The 23,608-nt window shown below is 38.9% G+C and carries 18 protein-coding genes; 9 read left to right on the forward strand and 9 right to left on the reverse strand.

The genetic code is table 11. From position 1 onward, the window contains the following. Positions 1-30: 30 nt before the first annotated feature. Both AAEU28_RS00410 and soxR read right to left on the reverse strand, forming a co-directional pair. Positions 31-1,803, reverse strand: coding sequence for a DUF885 domain-containing protein (locus tag AAEU28_RS00410; RefSeq protein ID WP_421962483.1), 1,773 nt, complete (start codon positions 1,801-1,803; stop codon positions 31-33). Positions 1,804-1,815: 12 nt separating this feature from the next. Further along, positions 1,816-2,319, reverse strand: coding sequence for a redox-sensitive transcriptional activator SoxR (gene soxR / locus AAEU28_RS00415; RefSeq protein WP_421962484.1), 504 nt, complete (start codon positions 2,317-2,319; stop codon positions 1,816-1,818). Positions 2,320-2,431: 112 nt separating this feature from the next. On the opposite strand from soxR, the gene AAEU28_RS00420 reads away from it, so the two are divergent. Next, positions 2,432-3,868 carry a sigma-54 interaction domain-containing protein gene (locus AAEU28_RS00420; protein WP_421962485.1) on the forward strand — a complete coding sequence of 479 codons (1,437 nt, stop codon included), beginning with the start codon at positions 2,432-2,434 and terminating at the stop codon, positions 3,866-3,868. A gap of 134 nt (positions 3,869-4,002) precedes the next feature. Further along, on the forward strand, positions 4,003-5,385 hold the full coding sequence (gene ccoG, locus AAEU28_RS00425; protein ID WP_421962486.1) for a cytochrome c oxidase accessory protein CcoG: 1,383 nt from the start codon (positions 4,003-4,005) through the stop codon (positions 5,383-5,385). Positions 5,386-5,590: 205 nt separating this feature from the next. Here the strand turns inward: ccoG and AAEU28_RS00430 are convergent, their stop codons facing one another. Then, positions 5,591-6,427, reverse strand: a complete 837-nt coding sequence (locus AAEU28_RS00430; RefSeq protein WP_421962487.1) for a transporter substrate-binding domain-containing protein — start codon at positions 6,425-6,427, stop codon at positions 5,591-5,593. Positions 6,428-6,615: 188 nt separating this feature from the next. Between AAEU28_RS00430 and AAEU28_RS00435 the strand changes: the two genes are divergently transcribed. The 4 genes from AAEU28_RS00435 (at position 6,616) to AAEU28_RS00450 (ending at position 14,140) form a co-directional block, all read left to right on the forward strand. Continuing rightward, a complete protein-coding gene (locus tag AAEU28_RS00435; RefSeq protein WP_421962488.1) occupies positions 6,616-7,212 on the forward strand; it encodes a hypothetical protein in 597 nt (198 codons plus the stop codon). Positions 7,213-7,334: 122 nt separating this feature from the next. Next, positions 7,335-9,578 carry a TonB-dependent receptor gene (locus AAEU28_RS00440; protein WP_421962489.1) on the forward strand — a complete coding sequence of 748 codons (2,244 nt, stop codon included), beginning with the start codon at positions 7,335-7,337 and terminating at the stop codon, positions 9,576-9,578. Positions 9,579-9,620: 42 nt separating this feature from the next. Next, positions 9,621-12,290, forward strand: a complete 2,670-nt coding sequence (locus AAEU28_RS00445) for a 7TM diverse intracellular signaling domain-containing protein (RefSeq protein ID WP_421962490.1) — start codon at positions 9,621-9,623, stop codon at positions 12,288-12,290. Between the two features lie 182 nt (positions 12,291-12,472). Next, on the forward strand, positions 12,473-14,140 hold the full coding sequence (locus AAEU28_RS00450; protein WP_421963084.1) for an MFS transporter: 1,668 nt from the start codon (positions 12,473-12,475) through the stop codon (positions 14,138-14,140). Positions 14,141-14,223: 83 nt separating this feature from the next. On the opposite strand, the gene AAEU28_RS00455 is transcribed toward AAEU28_RS00450, so the two are convergent. Together AAEU28_RS00455 and AAEU28_RS00460 are read right to left on the reverse strand one after the other, a co-directional pair. Then, positions 14,224-15,384, reverse strand: a complete 1,161-nt coding sequence (locus tag AAEU28_RS00455; RefSeq protein ID WP_421962491.1) for a putative manganese transporter — start codon at positions 15,382-15,384, stop codon at positions 14,224-14,226. A gap of 71 nt (positions 15,385-15,455) precedes the next feature. Then, complete coding sequence (locus AAEU28_RS00460; protein ID WP_421962492.1) at positions 15,456-17,081, reverse strand: M28 family peptidase; 1,626 nt, start codon at positions 17,079-17,081, stop codon at positions 15,456-15,458. Positions 17,082-17,222: 141 nt separating this feature from the next. On the opposite strand from AAEU28_RS00460, the gene AAEU28_RS00465 reads away from it, so the two are divergent. Next, entirely contained in the window at positions 17,223-18,023 is an 801-nt protein-coding gene (locus AAEU28_RS00465; RefSeq protein WP_421962493.1) for a DUF3025 domain-containing protein, read from the forward strand. Positions 18,024-18,082: 59 nt separating this feature from the next. On the opposite strand, the gene AAEU28_RS00470 is transcribed toward AAEU28_RS00465, so the two are convergent. Both AAEU28_RS00470 and tsaA read right to left on the reverse strand, forming a co-directional pair. Beyond that, positions 18,083-19,807 carry a proline--tRNA ligase gene (locus tag AAEU28_RS00470; RefSeq protein WP_421962494.1) on the reverse strand — a complete coding sequence of 575 codons (1,725 nt, stop codon included), beginning with the start codon at positions 19,805-19,807 and terminating at the stop codon, positions 18,083-18,085. 83 nt (positions 19,808-19,890) lie between these two features. Continuing rightward, positions 19,891-20,595: a tRNA (N6-threonylcarbamoyladenosine(37)-N6)-methyltransferase TrmO gene (gene tsaA, locus AAEU28_RS00475; protein WP_421962495.1), complete on the reverse strand. Its 705-nt coding sequence runs from the start codon at positions 20,593-20,595 to the stop codon at positions 19,891-19,893. Positions 20,596-20,743: 148 nt separating this feature from the next. Between tsaA and AAEU28_RS00480 the strand changes: the two genes are divergently transcribed. Together AAEU28_RS00480 and AAEU28_RS00485 are read left to right on the forward strand one after the other, a co-directional pair. Then, entirely contained in the window at positions 20,744-20,932 is a 189-nt protein-coding gene (locus tag AAEU28_RS00480) for a hypothetical protein (protein ID WP_421962496.1), read from the forward strand. Beyond that, positions 20,922-21,215: a hypothetical protein gene (locus AAEU28_RS00485; RefSeq protein ID WP_421962497.1), complete on the forward strand. Its 294-nt coding sequence runs from the start codon at positions 20,922-20,924 to the stop codon at positions 21,213-21,215. Before AAEU28_RS00480 ends, AAEU28_RS00485 begins: the two co-directional genes overlap by 11 nt. 6 nt (positions 21,216-21,221) lie before the next feature. On the opposite strand, the gene AAEU28_RS00490 is transcribed toward AAEU28_RS00485, so the two are convergent. Both AAEU28_RS00490 and AAEU28_RS00495 read right to left on the reverse strand, forming a co-directional pair. Further along, a complete protein-coding gene (locus tag AAEU28_RS00490; RefSeq protein WP_421962498.1) occupies positions 21,222-21,698 on the reverse strand; it encodes an acyl-CoA thioesterase in 477 nt (158 codons plus the stop codon). A gap of 105 nt (positions 21,699-21,803) precedes the next feature. Then, positions 21,804-23,450 (reverse strand): electron transfer flavoprotein-ubiquinone oxidoreductase, encoded by a 1,647-nt coding sequence (locus AAEU28_RS00495; RefSeq protein ID WP_421962499.1) that lies wholly within the window; start codon positions 23,448-23,450, stop codon positions 21,804-21,806. Positions 23,451-23,608 lie beyond the last annotated feature (158 nt).

Below are 23,608 nucleotides of genomic sequence, written 5' to 3' on the forward strand. Positions count from 1 at the left end.
AACAAGGGCTTTTTCAATTCAGTTTTGGTGTTATTTATCTGTCATTAACGCCTTGACGTATTTGACTGGTGTACTGCCATAGCTTAAAAACTGCTCATGGAACGCTTTTAGGTTAAAGTCATCACCTTGAGCGGCTTTTAACGATTCTCTGAAATCATAAATCTCTCTGTAACCGCTGTAGTAGCTGGTTAACTGAACTTGGCTTAATGTCGCACGACGCCATTTGCCTTCAGCTTCTGCTTTTTCTTGGAATGCACCGTTCATTAATAGGTCTAAGCCTTCTTCTTTGCTGATCCCTTTTACTTGAATAGCATAATCTAGGATAGTGTTGCAGATAACACGAAGGTTCCACTTATAGTACATAAGCCACATTTCTGGCTCAAAATCACCATAGCCTTCTTCTAGCATCATACGCTCTGTATACACAGCCCAACCTTCGATCATCGCGCCATTTGCAAAAATACTCTTAATTAAAGAAGGAGACTCGTTTGAGTAAACTAATTGTGTATAGTGACCTGGGATCGCTTCGTGAATATTTAAGATCTGTAAAATCCAGTGGTTATATTCTCTTAAATATGACTCAGCTTGCTCATCAGACATGTTATCTAGTGGTGTTACATTGTAATAGGTGTTTTCTTTTTTATCATATGGGCCCGGCGCACTAATAGACGCACCAGCAAAGCCACGCATATACTCTGGTGTTTCACGGACAACAAGCGGCTTTTCAGGGTCTAGCGTGATCAGATCTTTTTCTCTGACGAATGCTTCTAAGTCTGGAATTTGGCGCTTAATTTCAGGCACGAATTCGTCACGAGCAACATGCTTGACTGAAAGGTGTTTAATGAGTTTAGCTACCGCATCTCTGTCGTTTGATGGGCGCTTAGTGTTCGGGAAATACTTCGGCCACAGCTTATCTGTGATCTTTACCATCTCAGCTGTCACACGATCTTTGTCTGCAACCGCTTTGTGATACATCTCTTTTGCGCTGTACCCAGATTGAATATCTAGTTCGAACTTTTCTTCATAAAGCTTTTCACCAATTCTAAATGAACGCGCGTTACCATTTTCTACCAGAGATTTTTCAAGTTCAGTTAAAAAGTCGATGTAGCCATTGATTGCGTCTTTTGCAGCATTGAAACGCTTAACAAACAGTGCTTTATCACTTGAAGATAAATTTGAACCTTCAACTTGCGTTAATAGCTCATCTTTTAGCACACTGAAAGCGCCTTTGTTTTGGCCGATTGCAAGCTGTGTATATTCTAAAGTGGGGTTATCAATATTTGCTTTCGCTGCATCGTAATATGCAGGCACGTATTGAAGACGTTTTAAAACGGTCGCAAATTTTTCGTCATCAGTTTTAAAGCGGCTGTTTAAAATTGTCGCAAAGCCGCCAGATACATTGTAGTTAGATGGGTTCCATTGCCAGCTTTTGAAGGTTTCTGAGTGCCAAATGGTACGTTTTAAAGCATTTTCAATTAGGTAATAATCCGTCTTTTGCGCTGTTGGCAATGAGTCTAAATCAAATTTTGCTAGTTCGTTTAATTTTGCGTTAGCAAAAGACAAAGTGCTGTCACGATAGGCTTGATTTGGAATACTGATAATATCATCGTATTTACCATAGCCTGCCCAAGCAGAATGTTCAGGGAACTGTTTCCAATAATCATGGATAAACTGTTCAGAGAAGTTAGCGAAATTTTGTTGTACTTGAACGCTGTTATTTTCAGCTTGTTGTGTACTTGTTTGCGAACAAGCAGTCAGTCCAAGCGCTGCGACAAGTGCGAGCGAGAGTGCAGTTTTTTTCATGGGTGTTCCTTGTTAGTGATTCTTATCTATTTTATCAGTTTTTTTATGATTAGCCTGCGCATCAGGGTTAGAAGGCAAAAAAGCTGCGCCGGATTGCGATTTGCCACAGACATCATCTGGGTTATACATAGGGCATTGCGTCATAGATAAACAGCCACAGCCAATACAACCATCGACTTTGTCTCTGATCTGCTCTAAATACTCAATTTGCTTGGTCAGCTGTGCACGCCATCGCTGAGATAAATTTGCCCAATCTTTTTTAGTCGGGGTTCTATTATCAGGCAACGCATCTAGAGTAACTTTGATGTCTTGTAATGTGACGCCCATTTGCTGGGCTGCTTTGATCACAGCAATTCGCCTGAGCACATCGGGTTTATAGCGACGTTGATTTCCTTGATTTCGCCAACTTCGGATCAGCCCTTTGGTTTCATAAAAATGCAGAGTTGACACTTTTACGCCTGCACGCTTGGCAATATATCCGACAGACAAGGTCGCGTCTTGAAGTGGTTTGCTCATTTTAGTCTCATAAAAAACGTGTTTTAGCGACTTTAAACACATTTGTCAGAATTTGCTAATGGTATAACGTGTCAATATGTTACAGTTTACGTGATATTTCACGAGGAATGCTATGTCTCATTTACTTAAACGTTTACTAAATGACCCTGAACTACTACTTAACTCTGTTGGCGAAGGCATTTACGGTTTCGACCTATCTGGTAATGCAGTATTTATAAACCCCGCAGCTGAGCGTATGACAGGTTGGAAAGCAGAGGAACTAATAGGTAAAAAAATTCATCAATACCATCATCATAGCCATGCTGATGGTTCACCGTATCCGGCAGATGAGTGCAACATCTACTGCACTATGTTTGATGGCAAAGTAAGGCAAATATCTGACGAAGTGTTCTGGAGAAAAGATGGCAGTAGTTTCCCTGTAGAATATACCTCTACACCGGTGTTTAAAGACGGACAAATAATTGGGGCAGTCGCGATATTTCGCGACGTAACAAAGCAACACGAAGCAGAAAGCGCACTAAGAGCAGCACTAGAGCAAGTTCAAACCTTAACTGAGCAATTAAAGGAAGAAAACTCTTACTTGTTGGAAGAATTAAATGCAGATTGGCAAGAGTCAGGTTTAGTTGGGCAAAGTCATATCTTCCAAACTATGCTTGAACAGATCAACCTGGTTGCACAGACCAGCAGTACCGTATTGATTTTAGGAGAAAATGGCACGGGTAAAGAGCTCGTTGCCAGAAACCTGCACAGATTGAGTAATCGAAGCTCGAAGCCATTTGTAAAAGTAAATTGTGCTGCGTTTACACCTAGTTTATTAGAGTCAGAATTATTTGGTCATGAAAAAGGGGCGTTTACTGGTGCCAATGAGAGAAGAAAAGGGCGCTTTGAACTCGCAGACACAGGCACTTTATTCTTAGATGAAATTGCGGAGCTGTCGCTAGAGGCACAAAGTAAACTTTTGCGCGTACTGCAAGAGCAAGAGTTTGAGCGAGTAGGTGGGAGTAAAACGCTAAAAGTAGATATTCGTATCATAGCGGCAACCAATAAAGATTTGTGGCAAATGGTTGGAAAAGGTGAGTTTAGAATGGACCTTTATTATCGCCTCAATGTCTTTCCTATCAGAGTACCAAGCCTAAAAGAGCGAAAAGAAGACATTCCATTACTGTGCACAAACCTCATTAATCAGCTCAATAAAAGGCTAGGTAAACACTTAATGGGGCTGACAAAGGCAGCGATAGACAAACTTCAAGCTTATGATTGGCCGGGAAATATCAGAGAGTTACAAAATATACTAGAGCGAGAGGCTATCTTGTCTAAAGGACGATTAGTGTCAATTACTCAGCCACTCAATATGACTGATGAACAAATGCTTGAAGGTCAAAGTTTAAGGCTCGATGAGACAGAGAGACTTCATATCGAACACGTATTAGAACTTTCTAATTGGCGAATAGCCGGCCCAAAAGGCGCTGCGATTAAATTAGGGCTTCCCGAGAGCACACTACGCTCTAAAATGAAAAAGTTGAAAATAACTAAAAATCGCGAAATATAACGCTGTTCGCGACATTTCGCGTATGTGCATTTTCTTCATAAAATAAAATATATAAAAAACAGTGGCTTATAAACTTTCAGATTGGACTGAAACTTGCTCTATAGACATTAACCAATGTTAGTAGAGCAAGTACTATGAAGTTTGATATTAAAGAAGAAGACATGATCATTAAGCCACATAAATCGGAGGGCCCGATTTATGTGCGAGAACAAAAAGGTTTTTTCCAAAAAATACGCCGTAATCTTGGTTGGCTTTTAATGCTGACCTTTATTGCTATTCCTTGGCTGCAATATAACGGCCAGCAGGCGATATTGTTTGATGTAGGCAGTCAACATTTTAGAATTTTCGGCCTCACATTTTTACCACAAGACTTTATGATTTTAGCTTGGGTATTTATGGCTGGGGCGTTTGCACTTTTTTTTGTGACCAATTGGCTGGGCCGAGTATGGTGTGGTTATGTATGCCCACAAACCATTTGGATGCTAATGTTTACTTGGGTGGAGCACCGTATTGAAGGCAGTCGCAATAAACGCATTAAACTAGATAAAAGCCCTTGGGATGCAAAAAAAATTGCTTTAAAAACAGCAAAGCATAGTGCTTGGTTAGCTATCTCTCTCTTCACTGCTACGTCATTTATGGCGTATTTTATACCTGCACAAAAATTATATATCGACATGTTCACACTAGAATGGTCAGGTCTAGTGAGTTTTTGGGTCTTCTTATTTGCATTCTGTACCTATGGTAATGCTGGGTTTTTAAGAGAAAAAATGTGTACGGTTGCTTGCCCATATTCGCGTTTTCAATCTGTGATGTTTGATAAAGACACGCTATTAGTCACCTATGATGCACAGCGCGGCGAATCACGAGGCAAACGTAAACGTAAACAAGACCCAAAAGAGCTCGGCCTCGGTGACTGTGTTGACTGTAACTTGTGTGTTGAAGTTTGCCCAGCAGGCATTGATATTCGAAATGGTCTGCAATATGAATGTATAAACTGTGGTTTGTGTATTGATGCTTGTGATGACACCATGGATAAATTTGGCTATGCCAAAGGGTTAATTAAATATCAAAGTGAACATGAAGCAAATGGCAAAAAAACCAATCCGTTTAGGCTAAAACTACTTGGATATGCAACCCTTACTGCGTTGATTATTTTAACTATGGTGGTGTGGGCGTTTAATCGTACGCCAATTGAAGCATCGGTGATCCGAGACCGCAATGCGTTATATCGTGTTAACTATGAAGGCTTAGTTGAAAACCCTTATACGTTAAGCGTGATCAATAAAACGCAAACCACCATGACCTACACGGTCAGTCTTGAAGGGTTAGAAGATGCTCAGCTCAATGTGCCTGCTGTGATTGAAATTGAAGGGGGAGAAATGCTGCAAATACCTGTTACCGTTATTAAAGACGGTTACGACTTAAAGCTCAAAGCGACTCCAATTAGTTTTACCATTGAATCTAAGCAAAGAGCAGACATAAAAATAACGAAAGAAAGTTATTTTTATAAAAACTAGTTAGACATATGGGGCTTATATTAGCCCCTTTTTTGAAGCAGTTGCGTACGTATTGGTTAACTTATTGACCATTACGACTGGATACTAAGAATTAAAACTGCATATTTTTTTGAAAAATATATTTCAGGTCATAAAAGCTAAAGCTTAAGTACCATATCCGCAAAGATGGTTTATTTAATAATTCATCATTGTTACCAGTTAAAATTTATTGATTGTTTAATTCATTGACTAAGTTGTGTTGTAAATTTACTGGAACCCATCTCAACATTAACGAAGTGTATTCTGATGATGCCTTGATCGTACTAAAGCTCATATCAACTTTCGTTAAAAATTGCTGGCTTTCTTTAGACTTATTACATCCAATGAATCCTAAAACGGTTTTTGGCGATTCAGAGATTTGCAATTGAATAAACTGACTCTCTTTTTTTAGTTTGGATTGAAGATAAAGGTGCTCACCGGGATAGCCAATAATTAAATCGACTCTTTTCTTGAGTAGCATATAAGTTAGACTTTGTAAGGAATCTTTACCTGCACGAATTATCATATCGTCTTTCGGAATTTTAAGGATAATCTTATCAACATGTTGCCCATACGAACGTTCAGTTGATTTGCCAAGGATAAGATCGTTTTTAAAGATGAGGTCTTTTAACGAAGTGGTAGTAATACCTTTGGGTATTACTTTTTCAGCAACATCTTTGTGCATTGCAATGGTTGGTGCTAGGCCAATCGTGGAGTATTGATCAGAAAAATAAAATTGCTGTTTTCTTTGCTCTGTTTTATACAGTGACAACATGCATGTTGTTTGTTTGCTATGCTGTAATTCAAATAAAGCTCGACTAGATGGAATAAATACCTGTTTAAATTTGTATTCAGGAAGCGACTGCTCTAGTAAATTTATGACAGCTTCATCCCTACCTTGTCCTTTCTCTTCCCCTTCTAAAATATAATATGGCGCAAAGTCTACTTTTAAAAAAGTGACTGTTTTAGCAACTGATTCAAAATCCAATAGCAGAAAAAAAATAATAACTAGGAACTTAAACATTCTTCTACATTTCAAGTATACAGATGTTAAGTGTAGCAAATGGTGGATATAAAATTACGGATAAACAAAATCTTTACAATTATTTATCAAGTGGTAGATTGTAGAAAAGTTAATTTCACATCACCAATACGTTGTCAGTGGTAGAATATGAAAGTTTAATAAGAGTCTGTAAATAAGGGCCCGCAGCTATGAGAACATTAATTGTATCCGATATCTTTGGTTGTACAAACCAGCTTAAAGATTTTTGTGAGCAGTTTTCAGGTAAAGTGCTAATTGTTTCACCTTATGATGTAACGGCATCAGATGATGAACTGCATGAACAATTAATGTACGATAAGTTCATAGACAGGTTAGGCCACGACGGGTATGCAAATAAAGTTCAAGAGGCTCTGATTAAATTTAGCCCTGATTTTATAATTGGTTTCAGTGCAGGTGCGACCGCTGCCTGGCGTGCTTTAGCTATGACCCCCTTGAAGCGAGTACAGAAGATGATCGCTTTTTATCCTGGCCAAATTAGACATTTCACAAGTTTAAATCCAAACTGCCATGTAGATATTTACTTTCCTGATGTTGAAAAGCATTTTGATCTAAACCCTGTTATTACCACACTTAAGACAATTCCATGCCTTTATGTGATTAAATCACGGTATAAACATGGCTTTATGAATGCACTATCTGAGAACTTTAACCATGATGCGTATCAGCACTATGCAAATATTTGTTTGAATGAGCAACAAAACTTACAAGAGATAACAGACAATCATCTTCTTTCATGTCAGGCGTAGATTATTTTTTGTAATTTACAAGTAGCTTATTGAAAAACAAAGTTAAGTATCTCCTTTGGTCACATAAGACATTTAAACTATACTTCGACTTGCACACCTAAATCTGCACTGAGAGTATGGAAATGTCTAACTTATCTCCGAAAAGCCTTTTATCAACACTGATATCTTTGTCTTTAATGCAATCGTGTTATTCATACGCAAAAGAAAGTATTGAAGTCATCGAAGTGTATGCGCAAAAAAGAAAGCAACTTGAAAGTAAAGTCAGTGTGACTGTTAGTCAGCTAAAAGGGGAGCAGATAAGTAGTACTGGTTTAAAAGATACAACAGACCTAGGCTTGCTTATTTCAGGTCTTAAAATCAGTCAAAATGCAGCAGAAGGCACGCCACCCGCAATAAATATCCGGGGAATAGGCTTAATAGATTACAACACTGCAAATACATCCCCGATAGCCATGTATGTAGATGGTGCATCTGTTGGCTCTGCTAATAATCAATTATTAAACCTATTTGATATTGAACAAGTAGAAGTTTTGAAAGGCCCTCAAGGTACTTTGTTTGGGCGAAATAGCACAGGCGGTGCAATATTGATTAGAAGTAAACGTCCGGATGCAGGTGATTATGGGCAACTTACAGTCGGTGCTGGTACCGATGGTTTTTATAAAAGTAATGGCTTTTATAATGTACAGCTAGATGATACATCAGCGTTTAGGGCTTCGTTTAATCATAATCGCTACGACTATACGAGCTATAATGTATTTCCTTCTTCACCAGAAGCGGGAATGGAACAAAATGATCTGCGATTGAGCTATCTGGGTCAGTGGGATGAGTTGGAATGGTACTTAAAGTTAAATTACAGTCACTGGAATGGTATTGCTCAACCGGTCGGTAATATAGGTATATTCGCAGATCCTATTAATCGTGTTATGTGCTCTGTTGGTGATATTAATGCCGGAAACTGTGTAGATGCATTTGGGTTTAATGATGGCGTTGATGACTTCTGGGCTGTGAGCGTAAATAATGACTCTCCTCATCATGGTATAAGTAAAGGTTGGACAAGTGAATTAACTTGGCAATTAAGTGATGATTCATCAGTCATTTGGCTTAACAGCTTTAACCGCTTAGATAGAGAGCATGCATTCAATTGTGATGGCTCTCCAGCGAGGTTATGTGAAGGTCAATTGGGTGTTAAAGCAGAAGTGTTAAATAACGAAGTACGTTTGAACTATGAATTAGGTGATGATCATTTCACACTTGGTCTATTCTCATTACATGAAAGAATTTATCAAGACAACTACAATGACATTCTGAGAGATTTACGTGGCACGCAATTTGGCAGTAACTCCGCCAATTTCTTTTATGATAATGACTTAGTCAGTAAGTCATTCGCAGTATTTGGACAATATGATTGGCAACTGTCTGAACACTTAATCCTCACAGCAGGCCTTCGTTACTCTGACGAAGTGTTTGAATACGATTCAATAAGCAACATTAACGTTGTAGTAGACCCTAACTCATTAGAGGGGGTTTTATTGCCTTTCTATCGCGTTGAAGGCGAAGTTAAAGATGATGACATTTCAGGCAAACTTTCACTCATTTACTCATTGAGTAACAATCATTCAGTATTTTATAGTCTAAGCAATGGCTATAAAAGTGGTGGTTATTATGGGGGATACTTATCAAGCCCTGAGCAAGCTATGCTTGCAGATTATGGTCCAGAAGAACTTATTTCGAATGAAGTCGGTGGTAAGTATATTAATGACAATAGAACGTTAAAAGTAAACTGGGCCTTGTTTCACTATGACTATAAAGGTCAACAAGTCTTCATGAATCAGCCCTCTCTCATTGAAGGTGCTCCGCCGATACAACTTTTAGAAAATGTCGGTGACTCAAAAATTATCGGTTCAGATATTGATGTTAAGTATAAATTAACAGATGAAGTTAACACCACCTTAGGGTTTAGCTATATTCCACATGCCGAATTTGAAAAATTTATTGACCCACTTGGCAATGAACTGACAAACCATCGCTTACCTTTTACTTCAGAAATGAACATAAATGGCGCGCTTACTTATGAAACAGACCTACAAGCTAACCTAAGGATGACAGCAACGTTGGGTTTTGATTACCAGTCGGATTATTATTTTGATCAAAACCAAAATATCCTGGCTCATCAACCAAGTTATACCTTATGGTATTTGAATAGCCAAATTTCTTTTGAAGACTATCAGCTAAGATTTTGGGCTAAAAATCTATTTGATAAAGAATATAGTCACTTAAAATTCGATTTATCTAGCTTCTTAGGTATGTTAGAAGACTTTAAAGGTGAGGGCAGGCGTGTTGGGCTAGAGGTTTCATATAACTTTTGATTGATACGATGAATAAATATAGAAGAGTAGTTGGCTGACTAAATGCGTAAATTGATATTTTCTATTACGCTAATTATATTGAGTATTGTGTGTGCTGTGTCACACGCACAGACATTTAATTATCACCATAACATGCAAGAAACAAACTTGCATGATTTTGCCTTACTTTTAAAGTCGAAAGAAAGTGTGGTTTTCCCTTCAGAATATCAGTCTGTAAAAGCGTGGCAACAAGGCCTTGAGATACTGCCAAAGAGGGCGCTTTTCGGAGGAAAGTACTGGCTTGTTACAGAACTTGTAAATCATACCAATGACACAGAGTTTGTCTTATATCCCTACAATACCGTTGTATCAAGAATAGAAAGTAAGCTATTCAGTGAAGAAGGCGAAATTCAAACTATTGTGACTGGGGGGGAAGTCAATAATGAATTTGCCTTTCATTACGGTAACTCGATTCGACTCAACCCGAATGAAAAGTATATATTGGTGACTTCTTTTGAAAGTGATTATTTTTACACACCTATCAAATTTGTCATTAAACCGAAAGCTGAGTTTGAGCGTTTAGTCGTTACTGAAAACTTGGTAATGATTCTATGCTTTGGTGTAGGCTTAGTTCTAGGCTTGTACAATCTACTTATTTACTTCGGGTCAAAAGACAAAACGCATTTATATTACGCATTATTTGCTATTTGCTGGGTCTTTGCATGGAGTCACTTTTTCCATATTTCTGATCAACTATTTGGCCTTTATTCGCCGAACTTACACTGGCTTGGTTTTGCCTTAACGCCGCTAACGAATATCCTGTTTTATATCAACTTACTTAAACTTAAAGAAACCCATCCAAAATTAGCCAATGGGTCACTGGTACTTGGTGTTATAGCAGCGTGTGGGATACCAATGGCGATGTTGTTTCCAAGTTTTGGTTTTCTCTGGGCCACAGTTGTAACTGGAATAGCACTTTGTTTGGGACTCTATGTGGGTTTTTTGCGAATAAGCGAAGGCTTTAAACCAGCAAGATATTTTGTACTTGCGTATGTCGCAATGGCCATTCCAAACATGATTGGTAACCTAACTAACCTTGGCGTGTTGCCTCCATCTAGTTTAAACCTCTATCTACTTGGGCTAATAGGGACAGCAATGGATGCGTTGTTACTGGCATTTGCTGTTGCAGATAAGTTTAGATTAACCAATTTAGAAAATATTGAGCTTAATAAAAATCTAGAATTGAAAGTACTACAAAGGACTCAGGAGTTAGAAGATTTAGCTTCTGAATTACGTGATGCCAGTGAAGCAAAAAGTCGATTTTTAGCAAATATGAGTCACGAAATTAGAACGCCGATGACTTCAATTATCGGTTATGCAGATGGCATGTTGCTAGGTGACATAAAGCCCTCTGAAAAAGGACATGCTATCAATGTCATTCTCCAAAATGCCAGACATGTACAAAACCTGATAAACGACATTTTGGATATGTCTAAGATTGAAGCTAATAGGTTGGAAGTAGAATTAATTGAAGCAGATATGTTTAGATGTATTGCTGAAATTGAATCACTCCTCGGTAAACAGATAAGAGATAAAGGCTTAGAATTTGAGTTAAATTATCATTTTCCTTTACCGAACTTAATTGTTATTGACCCGACTAGATTTAGACAAATATTGCTAAATCTAACTTCAAACGCATTAAAATTTACCAGTGTGGGTAAGATCTGTATTGATGTGTCATGTGGTGACGAGAAGTTGAAAATCTCGGTGAGAGATACCGGAATAGGCATGACCAAAGATGAAATTAAATCATTATTTACTGCTTTCCATCAGGCTGATACTTCTACCACACGGCGTTATGGCGGTACAGGCTTAGGTCTTAACATATCCAAGAGTTTAGCTCGTAAGCTTGATGGTGATATTACCGTTGAAAGTAATGTTGGCTCTGGGACTACATTTACACTTGAGTTAGGTTTATATACAACTAAAGATACTCAATGGGTGAGCAACCTAAATGAGCTGCCGCAATCTCAATTAGATTTACAATCTATAGATACATCTGGCACGCTTAAAGGTAAAGTATTACTTGCTGAAGACCACCCTGATAACAGAAAGCTTATTGCCATTATACTTGAAGGCATGGGACTTCAGGTGATCTCAGCAGAAAATGGGCAAGAAGCCGTTCAAGCTGTTTTAGATCATGAGTTTGATTTAATATTATTGGATATACAAATGCCTGTAATGGATGGTGAAGAAGCATTTAAGTTTATCCAAGCAACAGGGGTTAGTTCACCTGTATTAGCATTAACCGCCAATACCATGACTCATGAAGTAGAGCGTTATCTAAAAATGGGTTTTACAGATCATTTGTCAAAACCCATCGACAGAACAAAGTTCCATAAGAAAATCAGTCACTATCTTAATCTAGAAGTGGAAGAGTTAAACCTGCCTATCGGTGAATTTGAAGCACTACAAAATAACTATCTTCAGGGGTTAGAGGAACAAAAACACCTATTGCACTCAAGTTATGAAAATAGTGATTTCGTGGCTCTGAAAAGGCATGTACATGCCATCAAAGGGACTGCAGGTATGTTTGAGTGTCACGAAATTCATAACTATGCGACACAACTAGATGAGTTACTTAAAAGCGGTAGCTTGGAAGGTGTTGATGTACTGCTAGATCTTTTAATCAATGCGATGTCTGATGCTTCAAAAGCAGTTCTGAGTGAATAACTCTGCAAACTTCTCCTGTTTTTTAAAGTAATAGTTTTTTTATAAGATCTCCCTCTAAGAATTAATGCTTTACATTGCTTTATGTTTTGATGGTATATTGTATGCAAAAATAAAAAGGGGAAGTTAAAGTGTACTCTAATCATAAAGCTGGATTTGGAAAGAGCTTTTATATTGCCAATATCATGGAAATTTTTGAGCGATTAGCTTGGTATGGCTTTTTTGCAGTGTCATCTATTTATATGACAACACCAAAGTCACAAGGGGGGGTCGGATTTTCTGATATTGAGAGAGGAGCAATTCAAGGGATCATTCCTTTCTTTTTGTATTTATTGCCTGTTCTAACTGGTGCACTTGGCGATCGAATTGGTTATAAAAAAATGTTTATCATTTCTTTTGTCATTATGGCGCCGAGCTATTTCTTACTTGGGCAAGTGAAAGACTTCTGGCCATTTTTTATAGTACTTAGCTTTGTCGCTTTAGGTGCTGCATGCTTTAAGCCAGTCGTTGTTGGCACGATTGCTCATAGCACCAATGAGCAAAATAGAGGGCTTGGTTTTGGTATATTCTATACCATGGTTAACGTCGGTGGGTTTCTAGGTCCGCTAATAGCCGGTGCTATGCGAGCGATAAGTTGGGATGCGGTCTTTATGATGTCAGCGGCTTGGATATTACTAAACTTTGTGCCTGTTTTATTTTTCTACAAAAACCCGCCATCACTTAAGAAGCAAAACGATAAAAGCTTAAAAGAAACAATAAATGAGGCACAAAGTGTGTTAGGAAATGGTCGTTTTGCTTTGGTTTTATTTGTTTCTATCGTATTACTAATGTGTGCGGGTGTAGAGTGGTTAACTTACCCTCAAGCGTTTTTGGCCATTGCACTTTGGCTTATATCAAATGTAGTTTGGAATTTATTTGCAAAAGAAAGTGCATCATACTGGTGGCAAGAGAAAATAAAAGTCAGTAATGCTAAATTCGCGATTTATCTTGCGATATTAACGGGTTTTTGGACTGTCTATAACCAACTTTTTTACACCGTACCGCTGTTTATTCGTGACTTTGTTGATACCAAAGATTTAGTTCAGTTCTTATCATTATTTGGGCAGGGTGCTGTTGATTTCTTTGCCTACGTAGATGAAGAAAAAATATCTGCAGCGATAGTGGCTTTGTTTAATGATATAAAGTTGAACAACACTATTGAATTTGAAACATTGAGGCTCGAGTGGGTGCATTTAAAAGTAAATGTACCAACTAATGAATTAGCGAATCTGGTCACAGAATTACGTTTAATTACCAACAATACAGACGAATTAAATAGTAAACAAATACAAAACTATACAGCTCACCTTTTGGCATACCGACAGGTTAACCCAGAGTATCTAATTAATTTAGACTTTGCTGCAATCGTTTTGCTACAAATATTTGTGAGTTTGCTTTGTCAAAGGTTTAAATCTATCTATGTGCTAATTGCTGGACTCATCATCATTGCGGCTGCATTCATATTCTTAATTGGCTCTCAACACAATATGGTTGGCTGGGTGATTACAGTTGTGATTTTATTAATTGCATTAGGTGAAATGCTTACCTCACCAAAGAGTCAAGAATATGTGGCAAGCATAGCACCGAAAGAGCAAGCAGCCTTGTATATGGGTTATTACTTTGTTTCTATGGCATTAGGTTTTTTGTGTGCAGGATTTTTGTCAGGTTGGAGTTATGCGAATCTAGCATTAGGTATGAATAAACCAGAACTGATGTGGTTACTATTTGCTGCTATTGCCGGCATCACATCTATTGCGTTGTGGTGTTTTAATCTTTACTCGAAAAATAAGGCCCCAGAACCTGTGATGAATTAACGTCGAATACTTTAACAAAAAATGAAGCCTTTATAGCTAACCCTAAAGGCTTTTTTCTTGTCTATACAAGTGTTAAACCTTGATTATAAATACCAAAACAAAAGGTAACTCACTAATAATGCGGGTATTGCTGAATATAGCGTGGCAATTAAAGCTGCCTTAGGTGCCATTGCTAAAGCAGGGAAAAGCGCGTCTCCATCATTAGATATGGCATTACCAACTAAAGCACTAAATGGGATAATACCTTGTATATACAATGTGGTGATGACGATTTGAGGGCCGCAACCAGGTAATAAGCCGATTGCAACAGCAATGAGCGGTGCATAAATCGCATATTCACTAAACCAAGCTCTAAGGTCTAGGCCAAACACACTCACTGCAATTTCATAAAGCATAAAGCTCGTGATGACCCAGGCTGTTACAAAGTGGGTATCTTGTATTATTCGAGAAAACTTACTTGGCGGTGATACTTCCTCATCTTCAGCAGCAATTTGTTGATAGGTTTTCCCTTCTGAAGAAAATGCCCAAATGGTGACTGCGATAGCTGCAAACAAAGCACCAAAATAAGTGATGGCATTATCAAATTCGCCGAAATCTACATTAAATGCAATGAGTAAAGATATAACCACACAAGGCGCTAGAAAGTACTTCCATAACTTTTCACCAACATGAATGGCCTTATTAGATTTCATGCAATCATGTGCATAGTTTGCAGCTTTTTGAGGATAGCAAAATGAATCAGCATGGAACAAATGGACAATTAAACCACTTATTATACCTGTAACAACGCCGATACTAATTACACTTAAAGCAGCAAAAGGATCTTTAGCTAACAGTAGAAAAGCAGCATCTCCCATGGTTGCAGTTAATACAGCGACAACAGAAGCAAAACTGGCTTGTTTTTTGGTAAATTGTGTCACAACGATAATTGCACCGCCACAGCCAGGTAGTGCGCCGAGTATTGCTGCGAATGTAATTTCTAATGAAGGTGATTTTGCTTTTAAGTAACTGAGTTCAAGTTGAGGTAACCTATCGACTAAATAGTAATAGATGAATAAGGTTGCGGCGACAAAAACAGTAACCTGAAAAAATGCATCTGCAAGAGTAGGTATTGTAATCGATCTTATTGGTTCATAGAGTAAAGACAGAAGTATAAAAACAGGTAAAACAAGTCGCTTGTTGGCAAGCATGAATGTAAGCGAATTGAGAACAGGTGAATGCCTTAACGTTGTGAGAGTGATCATAAAGTGCAACCAATAAATATTATCAGTTGCACTTTAGTGTTAATTCAAATAAAAATCAATCTCATTTAAATTTATTTGCGTTTGAATTCAGCGCCGGCTTTCCATGTTGGCCATTCAGCTTGTTGAGAAACGTCATAACCGACTTGGAAGAACAACTGCAAATCTTGAACTGCACCGCTTAAGTCCCATTCATCACGGTATCTGTCACATGGTTGATGATAACAACCACGAAGTACTAAACTCATTTTCTTACGATAGTTTGCCGTTGCTTCATCTAGTGCTTCTGTACCGCCACCAGCGTACATCGCAGGTACGCCCATATTTGCGAATGCAAAGTGATCTGAGCGGTAATAACCACCTGATGCCGGGCGTGGATCTCCAGAAACTACACGACCCTGAGCTTTAGCAGCATCAGCCAACATTTCGTCTAGGCTTGATTTGCCGATACCCACTACGCTGATATCTTTCACTTTACCAAGTAGGTTTAAGCTATCCATGTTGATGTTAGCAACGGTTTGTTTTGCTGGAATGACCGGCGTATTCGCATAGAATTTTGAACCAAGTAAGCCTTGCTCTTCTGCGGTTACTGCTAAGAAGGTGATGGAACGGTCTGGACGAGTTGGCAACTTAGCGAATGCTTCTGCTACTTCAATCATACCACCAGTACCCGTCGCATTATCATGCGCGCCGTTATAGATTTGGTCACCTTTACGGTTTTTATCTATTCCTAAGTGGTCCCAGTGAGCAGAGTACACAATGTGCTCTTCTGGTTTTTTGCTACCAGGTAAAGTCGCAATAAAGTTATAAGACGTTGAGGTTTTAATTTGGCTCTTCACAGTAACGGACGCGGTTAAGTCACCCATATCAACATGATAGGCGCCTTGTGCCGCTTTTTTCTTAGCATCCTCAAAGTTTAGACCAGCTTTTTCGAACAGCTCTTTAGCTACATCGACAGTTACCCAGCCTTCAACGGCTACACGGTCCATGTTTTTATTCTCTTTTTGGAAGCCAAATTGCTCGCCACTCCAAGAGTTCTCAACAACGCTCCAAGGGTAAGAAGCAGGTGCTGTTTCATGAATGATGATGGCACCCGCAGCACCTTGACGGCTCGCTTCTTCGTATTTGTATGTCCAACGACCGTAGTAGGTCATGGCTTCACCGGTGAACATGCTCGGATCTTTAGTCGCAAAGCCAGGATCATTAACCAGCATTACAACCGTTTTACCTTTAACATCTAGGCCTTCGTAATCGTTCCAGCCATACTCAGGTGCATTCACACCATAGCCAACAAACACCATTTCAGAGTTGTTGATAGACTCAAGTTCGCTAATGCGACCAGTGCCCATCACCATTTCTTTCTTATATTGGTAAGCTTTACCACCAATCACTAACTCCATGTCAGAGTCAGCTTCAATTGAAACAAGCGGTACTTCTTGGAAGAAACTATCGCCATTACCTGGCTCATAACCGAGTGCTTTAAAGTGTTTTGTTAAGTAGGCTAGAGTAAGTTCTTCACCTTTTGAAGAAGGTGCACGGCCTTCAAACTCATCAGAAGCCAGTGTTTTAATGTGCTCTGCAAGTTGTGTTTCGTTGATGCTGTTATAAGCGGCTTGAATATCGTTAGATGTGTTACTTGTTGATACGCAACCTGCAAGCACGGCTGCTGCAATTGCGCTAAGTGTTATTCTCAGTTTCATAATCACTTTTTTCTTTTAATTAAAATCGCTTAAGTATACACATTTCTAGACTGCTTGTTCGAGTTAAAGCGATTAAGCGACTTGGTTGGCGTGAAGACAAGTTTACGATAAAATCGCGAAAATTTTTAAGTCTGTAGCCCTATGAAAAGATTTGTTGCCTCAGAGACATTTTCTCAATCCTGTCTTAATAATGGTGCTTTTGAGCATCTAAATACATTGTTTAACCTCAACTCACATACAGACTGGCCAAGTTTTGACTGGTTAAACGGGTTAAAAGACTTAAAAAACCCGCAAGGATTAAATATTCGTTTTACGCCTAACTCTGAATTAGAAAATGAAACCCGATACTACGAAGCGATTATCTTCGAAACAGGGCAAGTGCCAACACGAGAGCAAAACTGGCATGACTTATTCGGCGCTTTCATTTGGTGTCTATTTCCAAAAACCAAAGCACTTCTGAATGAATTGCATATTGAAGAAATAGAAGCGCATGGCACTAAACAAAGAAGTAAAAAAAGAAATGCAATCACATTATTTGACGAGTGTGGCGTTATATTAGTGGTTGATAATGATGAAATAATTTCTCAGCTTAAATCACATCAATGGTCTGAAGCTTTTGTGGAACAAAGAGCACAGTGGGGTAAAAACTATTTACCTTTTACATTTGGCCATGCTAACTACGAAATGATGACCAACCCATTTATCGGGCTTACAGGTAAGCTAGTTTGCATTAAAGCTGCAGAAAGTTTTTACGAATTAAGCTTAGAACAGCAATATCACTATTTAGACACGCAGCTTTATCAAATGATTAAAGATGGTTTATTAGAAGATAATAAAAAGATGTCACCCGTACCATTATTGGGTGTTCCTTCCTGGTATGAAGAAAACCAAGAGGCAAGTTTTTATGCTAATACCGATTACTTCCGTCCAAAGCGAAAATAATAGGGTGTTAAGACAATAAAAAAAGCGGCTGTATTGCCGCTTTTTTTGATGCTGTAAGATTAAGCTTTTATTGCTTTCGTGATTTCAGCAACTGCTGAATCAATATCCAGCATGAGCTTTTCACCAGTTATACGGTTCTTAAGCTCAACCTTATTTTCGTCAAGGTTACGCTCACCAATTACAAGTGTGTATGGAATACCAACCAGTTCCATGTCATTAAACATGACACCAGGACGCTCTTTACGGTCATCGAATAACACATCAACATCTGCAGCTTGGAATTCGCTGTATAAACGCTCTGCAATATCAGGAATACGATGCGACTTGTGCATGTTCATTGGCACAATAGCAAGTTCGAATGGCGCAAGCGTTTTTGGCCACTTAATACCAAACTTATCATTGTTTTGCTCAATCGCAGCAGCAACGATACGCGATACACCAATACCATAACAACCCATGGTCATGATTTGGTTTTTACCGTTTTCGCCAAGCACACCTGCATTCATTGCTTCAGAATATTTACTGCCAAGTTGGAAAATATGGCCAACTTCAATACCACGTTTGATATGTAAAGTGCCCTTACCACATGGGCTTGCATCGCCTTCAACCACGTTGCGAATATCTTCTACAGTGTAGTCAGTTACATCACGGTCGAAGTTGATACCACTGTAATGCACACCATCTTTGTTTGCACCCGCAACAAAATCAGCCATTACAGCAGCACTACGGTCAACAATAATTGGCATATCAAGACCTACAGGGCCTAATGAACCTGGACGAGCACCAATTGCTGCAACGATGTCTTCTTCTTTCGCCATTTCAAGCGGTGAATCGACAAGAGATAGCTTTTCAGCTTTTAACTCATTTAATTCATGGTCACCACGAACGATAAGTGCAACTAAACCACGTTCTTCATTTTCATCAGGTGCACCATAAACAATAAGGGTTTTAACACCACGATGTGGTTTAACACCATGTTTTGCTTTAAGCTCTTCAATGGTTTTTGCTTCTGGCGTATCGAATGTGTTTAATTCTTTAGATGGAGCAGGGCGTGCTTCGCTAGGTGCAACTGCCTCGGCTTTTTCAATATTTGCTGCATAATCACTTGCATCACTGAATGCAATTGCATCTTCACCTGATTCTGCTAACACGTGGAATTCATGGGAAACACTACCACCAATTGAACCTGTGTCTGCAATTACTGGACGGTAATCTAGACCTAAACGCTCAAAAATATTGCAGTACGCTTGATGCATACGTTGGTAGGTATTATCTAGACACTCTTCTGTCATATGGAAAGAGTAAGCATCTTTCATGGTGAATTCACGCGCGCGCATTACACCAAAACGAGGACGTACTTCGTCGCGTACTTTAGTTTGAATTTGGTAGAAATTAATTGGTAGCTGTTTGTAGCTGTTAATTTCTTTACGTACGAGATCTGTGATCACTTCTTCGTGTGTAGGACCAAGCGCAAACGGACGATTATGTCTGTCGTTGATACGCAATAGCTCAGGGCCAAACTGTTCCCAGCGGCCAGACTCTTCCCAAAGATCAGCAGGTTGAATAACCGGCATAAGTAACTCGATTGCACCGGCTTTGTTCATTTCTTCACGAACTACTTGTTCAACTTTACGTAAAACTTTTAAGCCTGATGGCAACCAAGTGTACAAACCTGATGCAAGTTTACGGATCATGCCTGCACGAAGCATAAGTTGGTGGCTGATAATTTCAGCATCAGAAGGCGTCTCTTTTAGAGTCGCAAGAATATATTGACTGGTACGCATGGTGGTTCCGTTCGTATAGTATTTTGTTTTTCTAGAAAATGGCCGTTAGTTTAGCAGTGCTAACGAGCCATACAAAGTGTTTATTAACGTTCAATACTGATTTCTGTGACAAGATTGTGCTCACCGTCGACTTGCCATCGAATATTGTAATGATACAAGTTCATTCCGTAAGTCTGTGTGCCTGATTTTTGCTTTTTGTAAGCAGGTCGAGGATCTTGTTTAAGTACATTGGCAATAAACTCTGGCAGTGATTTATCTGTTTGCTTTGCCAAAAACTCAGCCGCTTGCTCTGAAAACTCAACGGTCATTAAGGTTTCTGGACGTGTATCGGCAAAACCTGCTGAAGCTTGAGGCATGGCATCTGAATAGGGTAAATAGGGCTTTATATCGAGAATTGGCGTGCCATCAAGTAAATCTATACCAGATAAAAGTAGCGCAAGTTGACCATTCTTATATTCAACACCCTCTAATTTCACCGCACTCATGCCAATGCCATTAGGTCGAAAAGTGGCCCTGGTTGCAAATACGCCTTTTTTTTCATTTCCGCCTAAACGCGGTGGACGGACAAGTGCAGAATAGCCTTTGTCAGCGGTTTCGTGAAAACGAAACAACAACCATAAGTGTGTAAACTCTTCGATACCTCGAACAAACTCTTCGCGGCTAAATTCTTTACTAAAGATAAGTTTGGCTTTTGCCTCAGGCACTAAACGGGGCTGTCTAGGTATAGCAAACTTTTGTTTATAAGGAGATTGAATAAAACCGATAGGCTCAATTTGGTAGTTTTCCACAAGCAACTAAATATAAAAACATAGATGTTCGGATTGTAACTTTTCTTAAGCAAATAAACCATGTAATGAAGGTGTAATGGCGTGTAATTGGATTATTTTGCAAACCGACATAATCTAATATCTGAATTATCATTTAAGTTACAGAAAAATGACCGATAAAAAAAACGCATCTAGGTTTATTGCCAGTAATCATCAACCTCCTGAGCATGAGCGAGAATTATTGATGAGTGCAAGAGCTTCAGCATTAAAAGATCATTTTGCTTCTAGAACAATATTTAACCTTAAGGGCACGATTAATAACTCAAAAGGGAGTGATGAGAGTGAACATGGGATTTGAGCACAATATTGATGTCGTATGTAGAAAGGTAATCTTAAAATATAGTTGTGAAGAGTTACACAATTCGATTAAAGATTCACTTATATCGAGAAAAACAAAGCTAAATGAGCTTGTTTCACAGATCCAAGATGGCTTAGTGAGTCCTAAAAACTTTGAACTCTTGATTGAAGAACAAAAATCACTATTAATTCATGATTTAAAAACGAGCAAACATAATCAGCAGCAAATAAATGACATTGCAAATATGGCCATTTATGAACTTGCTAAGCATGCTCTTAATTAAAACGTTTTATTCATCTACTGTGCGATGAAGCAAGGATTCAGTTTCAATCGCTATTTCTTTCATTTTAATTGCATATAGCTCTAACTTTTTCTGCTCTTTGGTTTTTGCTACAAACTGAGGCACTGGCACTGGGTAACCTGCTTTATCCATCGCAATAAAACTAATAATGCAGTGATTACTTTCAGATAGAATATTGTTTTGTGGATCGCCACATTTTACTCGAATGAAAATTTGCATGCTTGTTTTACCCGTATGTGCGATTTGCGCTGTGACTTCTACAACTTGGCCGACAAGAATAGGGCGTTTAAACCTGACACCTGCAACCGAAACGGTGACACAATAACTGCCACTCCAGCCCGCAGCGCATGCATAACCGGCTTGATCTATCCACTTCATAACAATGCCGCCATGCACTTTACCGCCAAAATTGACATCAGTGGGTTCTGCTAAAAATCGAAAAACAAGCTCAGATTGCTGATTCATATATTTAAACCTTTTACGATGTGTAATGTTAAGTATAGTCAACAGGCTGTAAAACGAAAAAAGGGCCATAAGGCCCTTGTGCAATTTAGGTATAGGAATATAGCTTTACATATTCGGGTAGTTTGGACCTCCGGTCCCTTCAGGCGTCACCCAAGTGATGTTTTGACTAGGATCTTTGATGTCGCAGGTCTTACAATGAATACAGTTTTGGGCGTTAATGACAAACTGCTTCTCACCTTCATTTTCAGAAATCTCATATACACCAGCAGGGCAATAGCGTTGTGCAGGCTCATCAAATTTAGCAAGATTCACGCTAATAGGAATAGCATTATCTTTTAACTGCAAGTGACAAGGTTGCACTTCTTCATGGTTAGTATTTGATAAAAATACAGAAGATAATTTATCAAAACTTAGTTTTCCATCAGGTTTCGGGTAGCTAATGGTGTCACATTCACTCGCAGGTTTCATGCATGCATGGTCGAAGGTTGTGTCTTTAAATGTGAATGGCAAAGAGCCATTAAAAAAGTTTTGGTCTAGCGTGTTATACGCGCCACCTAAAATACTGCCAAATTTATGAATGACAGGGCCGAAGTTGCGCGATTGGTATAGCTCATCATACAACCAGCTTGATTTGAATAACTCGGCAAATGTACTTAGATCAGCAGATGGGTTTTCTTGCGATAGCGCATCAACAATAGCATCGGCAGCTAACATGCCTGACTTCATTGCGGTGTGATTACCTTTGATTTTGGCAAAGTTTAACGTGCCCGCATCACAGCCAATTAATAATCCACCAGGGAAATGCATTTTAGGTAGTGAATGGAAACCACCTTTTGCAATAGCTCTTGCACCATAGGCGATGCGCTCACCACCTTCTAGTGTTTCTTTAAAGACAGGATGGTGTTTCATTCGCTGGAATTCATCAAATGGACTCAAATGTGGATTCGAGTAATTCAAGTCAACGATAAGACCCACAACGACCTGATTATTTTCAGCATGGTACATAAATGAACCACCCGTTGTATCGCCAGTTAGGGGCCAACCTGTGCCGTGTACAACCGTGCCTTCTTTGTGCTTACTCGGATCAATTTGCCAGATCTCTTTAAAGCCTAAGCCATAATGCTGTGGTGTTGCATCTTTATCTAGTTCAAACTCTTTAATTAATTGTTTACCTAAATGACCACGGCAACCTTCTGCAAACACAGTATATTTTGCTCTAAGCTCCATACCCGGCATGTAGCTATCTTTCGGCTGACCTTCTCTGTCTAGGCCCATATCACCTGTGACAATGCCTTTCACTTGATTGTCTTCAATAATGAGAGAGTGGGCACTGAAACCTGGGAATACCTCAATACCCAAGCTTTCAGCTTGTTCAGCAAGCCAACGACATACATTACCCATAGATACAATGTAGTTGCCATCATTCTTGAATGTCTTTGGGATCGCAAAATGAGGAATGCTGGTGGCATTTTCTTCATTTTTGAATAAATATATTTCGTCTTCGGTGACTTGCGTATTTAAAGGTGCACCTAAAGTTTTCCATTCAGGTAATAATTCATCCAGTGCTTTGGTTTCAAATACAGCACCAGATAAAATATGTGCGCCGACTTCAGAGCCTTTCTCAACAACGCAGATCATTAATTCTTGTTCTTTTTGTTGTGCTTGTTGAGCCAGACGAATTGCACATGAAAGGCCTGCAGGTCCTGCGCCAACAATTACAACGTCAAACTCCATCGTTTCGCGTTCGACCATATTATCCTCACTTATCTTGACGGTAGCGTAAACGTTTAAATGTTTTATTGTGACCTAGTTATATGATGCAATCTTGATCTTGACCGCAATTAAATGACTCTGAACACATTAAAATGGCTGACGGATTGCCAAATAAACGTTTATTTAAATATTAAGTT

Origin of the sequence: Pseudoalteromonas sp. SS15 (assembly GCF_049257195.1) — a bacterium.
Lineage (GTDB): Bacteria > Pseudomonadota > Gammaproteobacteria > Enterobacterales > Alteromonadaceae > Pseudoalteromonas.

What these genes read in the sequence shown, in the direction of transcription:
- AAEU28_RS00410 (WP_421962483.1), bottom strand. Translation starts at nt 1,803, where the DNA reads ATGAAAAAAACTGCACTCTCGCTCGCACTTGTCGCAGCGCTTGGACTG.
- soxR (WP_421962484.1), bottom strand. Translation starts at nt 2,319, where the DNA reads ATGAGCAAACCACTTCAAGACGCGACCTTGTCTGTCGGATATATTGCC.
- AAEU28_RS00420 (WP_421962485.1), top strand. Translation starts at nt 2,432, where the DNA reads ATGTCTCATTTACTTAAACGTTTACTAAATGACCCTGAACTACTACTT.
- ccoG (WP_421962486.1), top strand. Translation starts at nt 4,003, where the DNA reads ATGAAGTTTGATATTAAAGAAGAAGACATGATCATTAAGCCACATAAA.
- AAEU28_RS00430 (WP_421962487.1), bottom strand. Translation starts at nt 6,427, where the DNA reads ATGTTTAAGTTCCTAGTTATTATTTTTTTTCTGCTATTGGATTTTGAA.
- AAEU28_RS00435 (WP_421962488.1), top strand. Translation starts at nt 6,616, where the DNA reads ATGAGAACATTAATTGTATCCGATATCTTTGGTTGTACAAACCAGCTT.
- AAEU28_RS00440 (WP_421962489.1), top strand. Translation starts at nt 7,335, where the DNA reads ATGTCTAACTTATCTCCGAAAAGCCTTTTATCAACACTGATATCTTTG.
- AAEU28_RS00445 (WP_421962490.1), top strand. Translation starts at nt 9,621, where the DNA reads ATGCGTAAATTGATATTTTCTATTACGCTAATTATATTGAGTATTGTG.
- AAEU28_RS00450 (WP_421963084.1), top strand. Translation starts at nt 12,473, where the DNA reads ATGGAAATTTTTGAGCGATTAGCTTGGTATGGCTTTTTTGCAGTGTCA.
- AAEU28_RS00455 (WP_421962491.1), bottom strand. Translation starts at nt 15,384, where the DNA reads ATGATCACTCTCACAACGTTAAGGCATTCACCTGTTCTCAATTCGCTT.
- AAEU28_RS00460 (WP_421962492.1), bottom strand. Translation starts at nt 17,081, where the DNA reads ATGAAACTGAGAATAACACTTAGCGCAATTGCAGCAGCCGTGCTTGCA.
- AAEU28_RS00465 (WP_421962493.1), top strand. Translation starts at nt 17,223, where the DNA reads ATGAAAAGATTTGTTGCCTCAGAGACATTTTCTCAATCCTGTCTTAAT.
- AAEU28_RS00470 (WP_421962494.1), bottom strand. Translation starts at nt 19,807, where the DNA reads ATGCGTACCAGTCAATATATTCTTGCGACTCTAAAAGAGACGCCTTCT.
- AAEU28_RS00480 (WP_421962496.1), top strand. Translation starts at nt 20,744, where the DNA reads ATGACCGATAAAAAAAACGCATCTAGGTTTATTGCCAGTAATCATCAA.
- AAEU28_RS00485 (WP_421962497.1), top strand. Translation starts at nt 20,922, where the DNA reads ATGGGATTTGAGCACAATATTGATGTCGTATGTAGAAAGGTAATCTTA.
- AAEU28_RS00490 (WP_421962498.1), bottom strand. Translation starts at nt 21,698, where the DNA reads ATGAATCAGCAATCTGAGCTTGTTTTTCGATTTTTAGCAGAACCCACT.
- AAEU28_RS00495 (WP_421962499.1), bottom strand. Translation starts at nt 23,450, where the DNA reads ATGGTCGAACGCGAAACGATGGAGTTTGACGTTGTAATTGTTGGCGCA.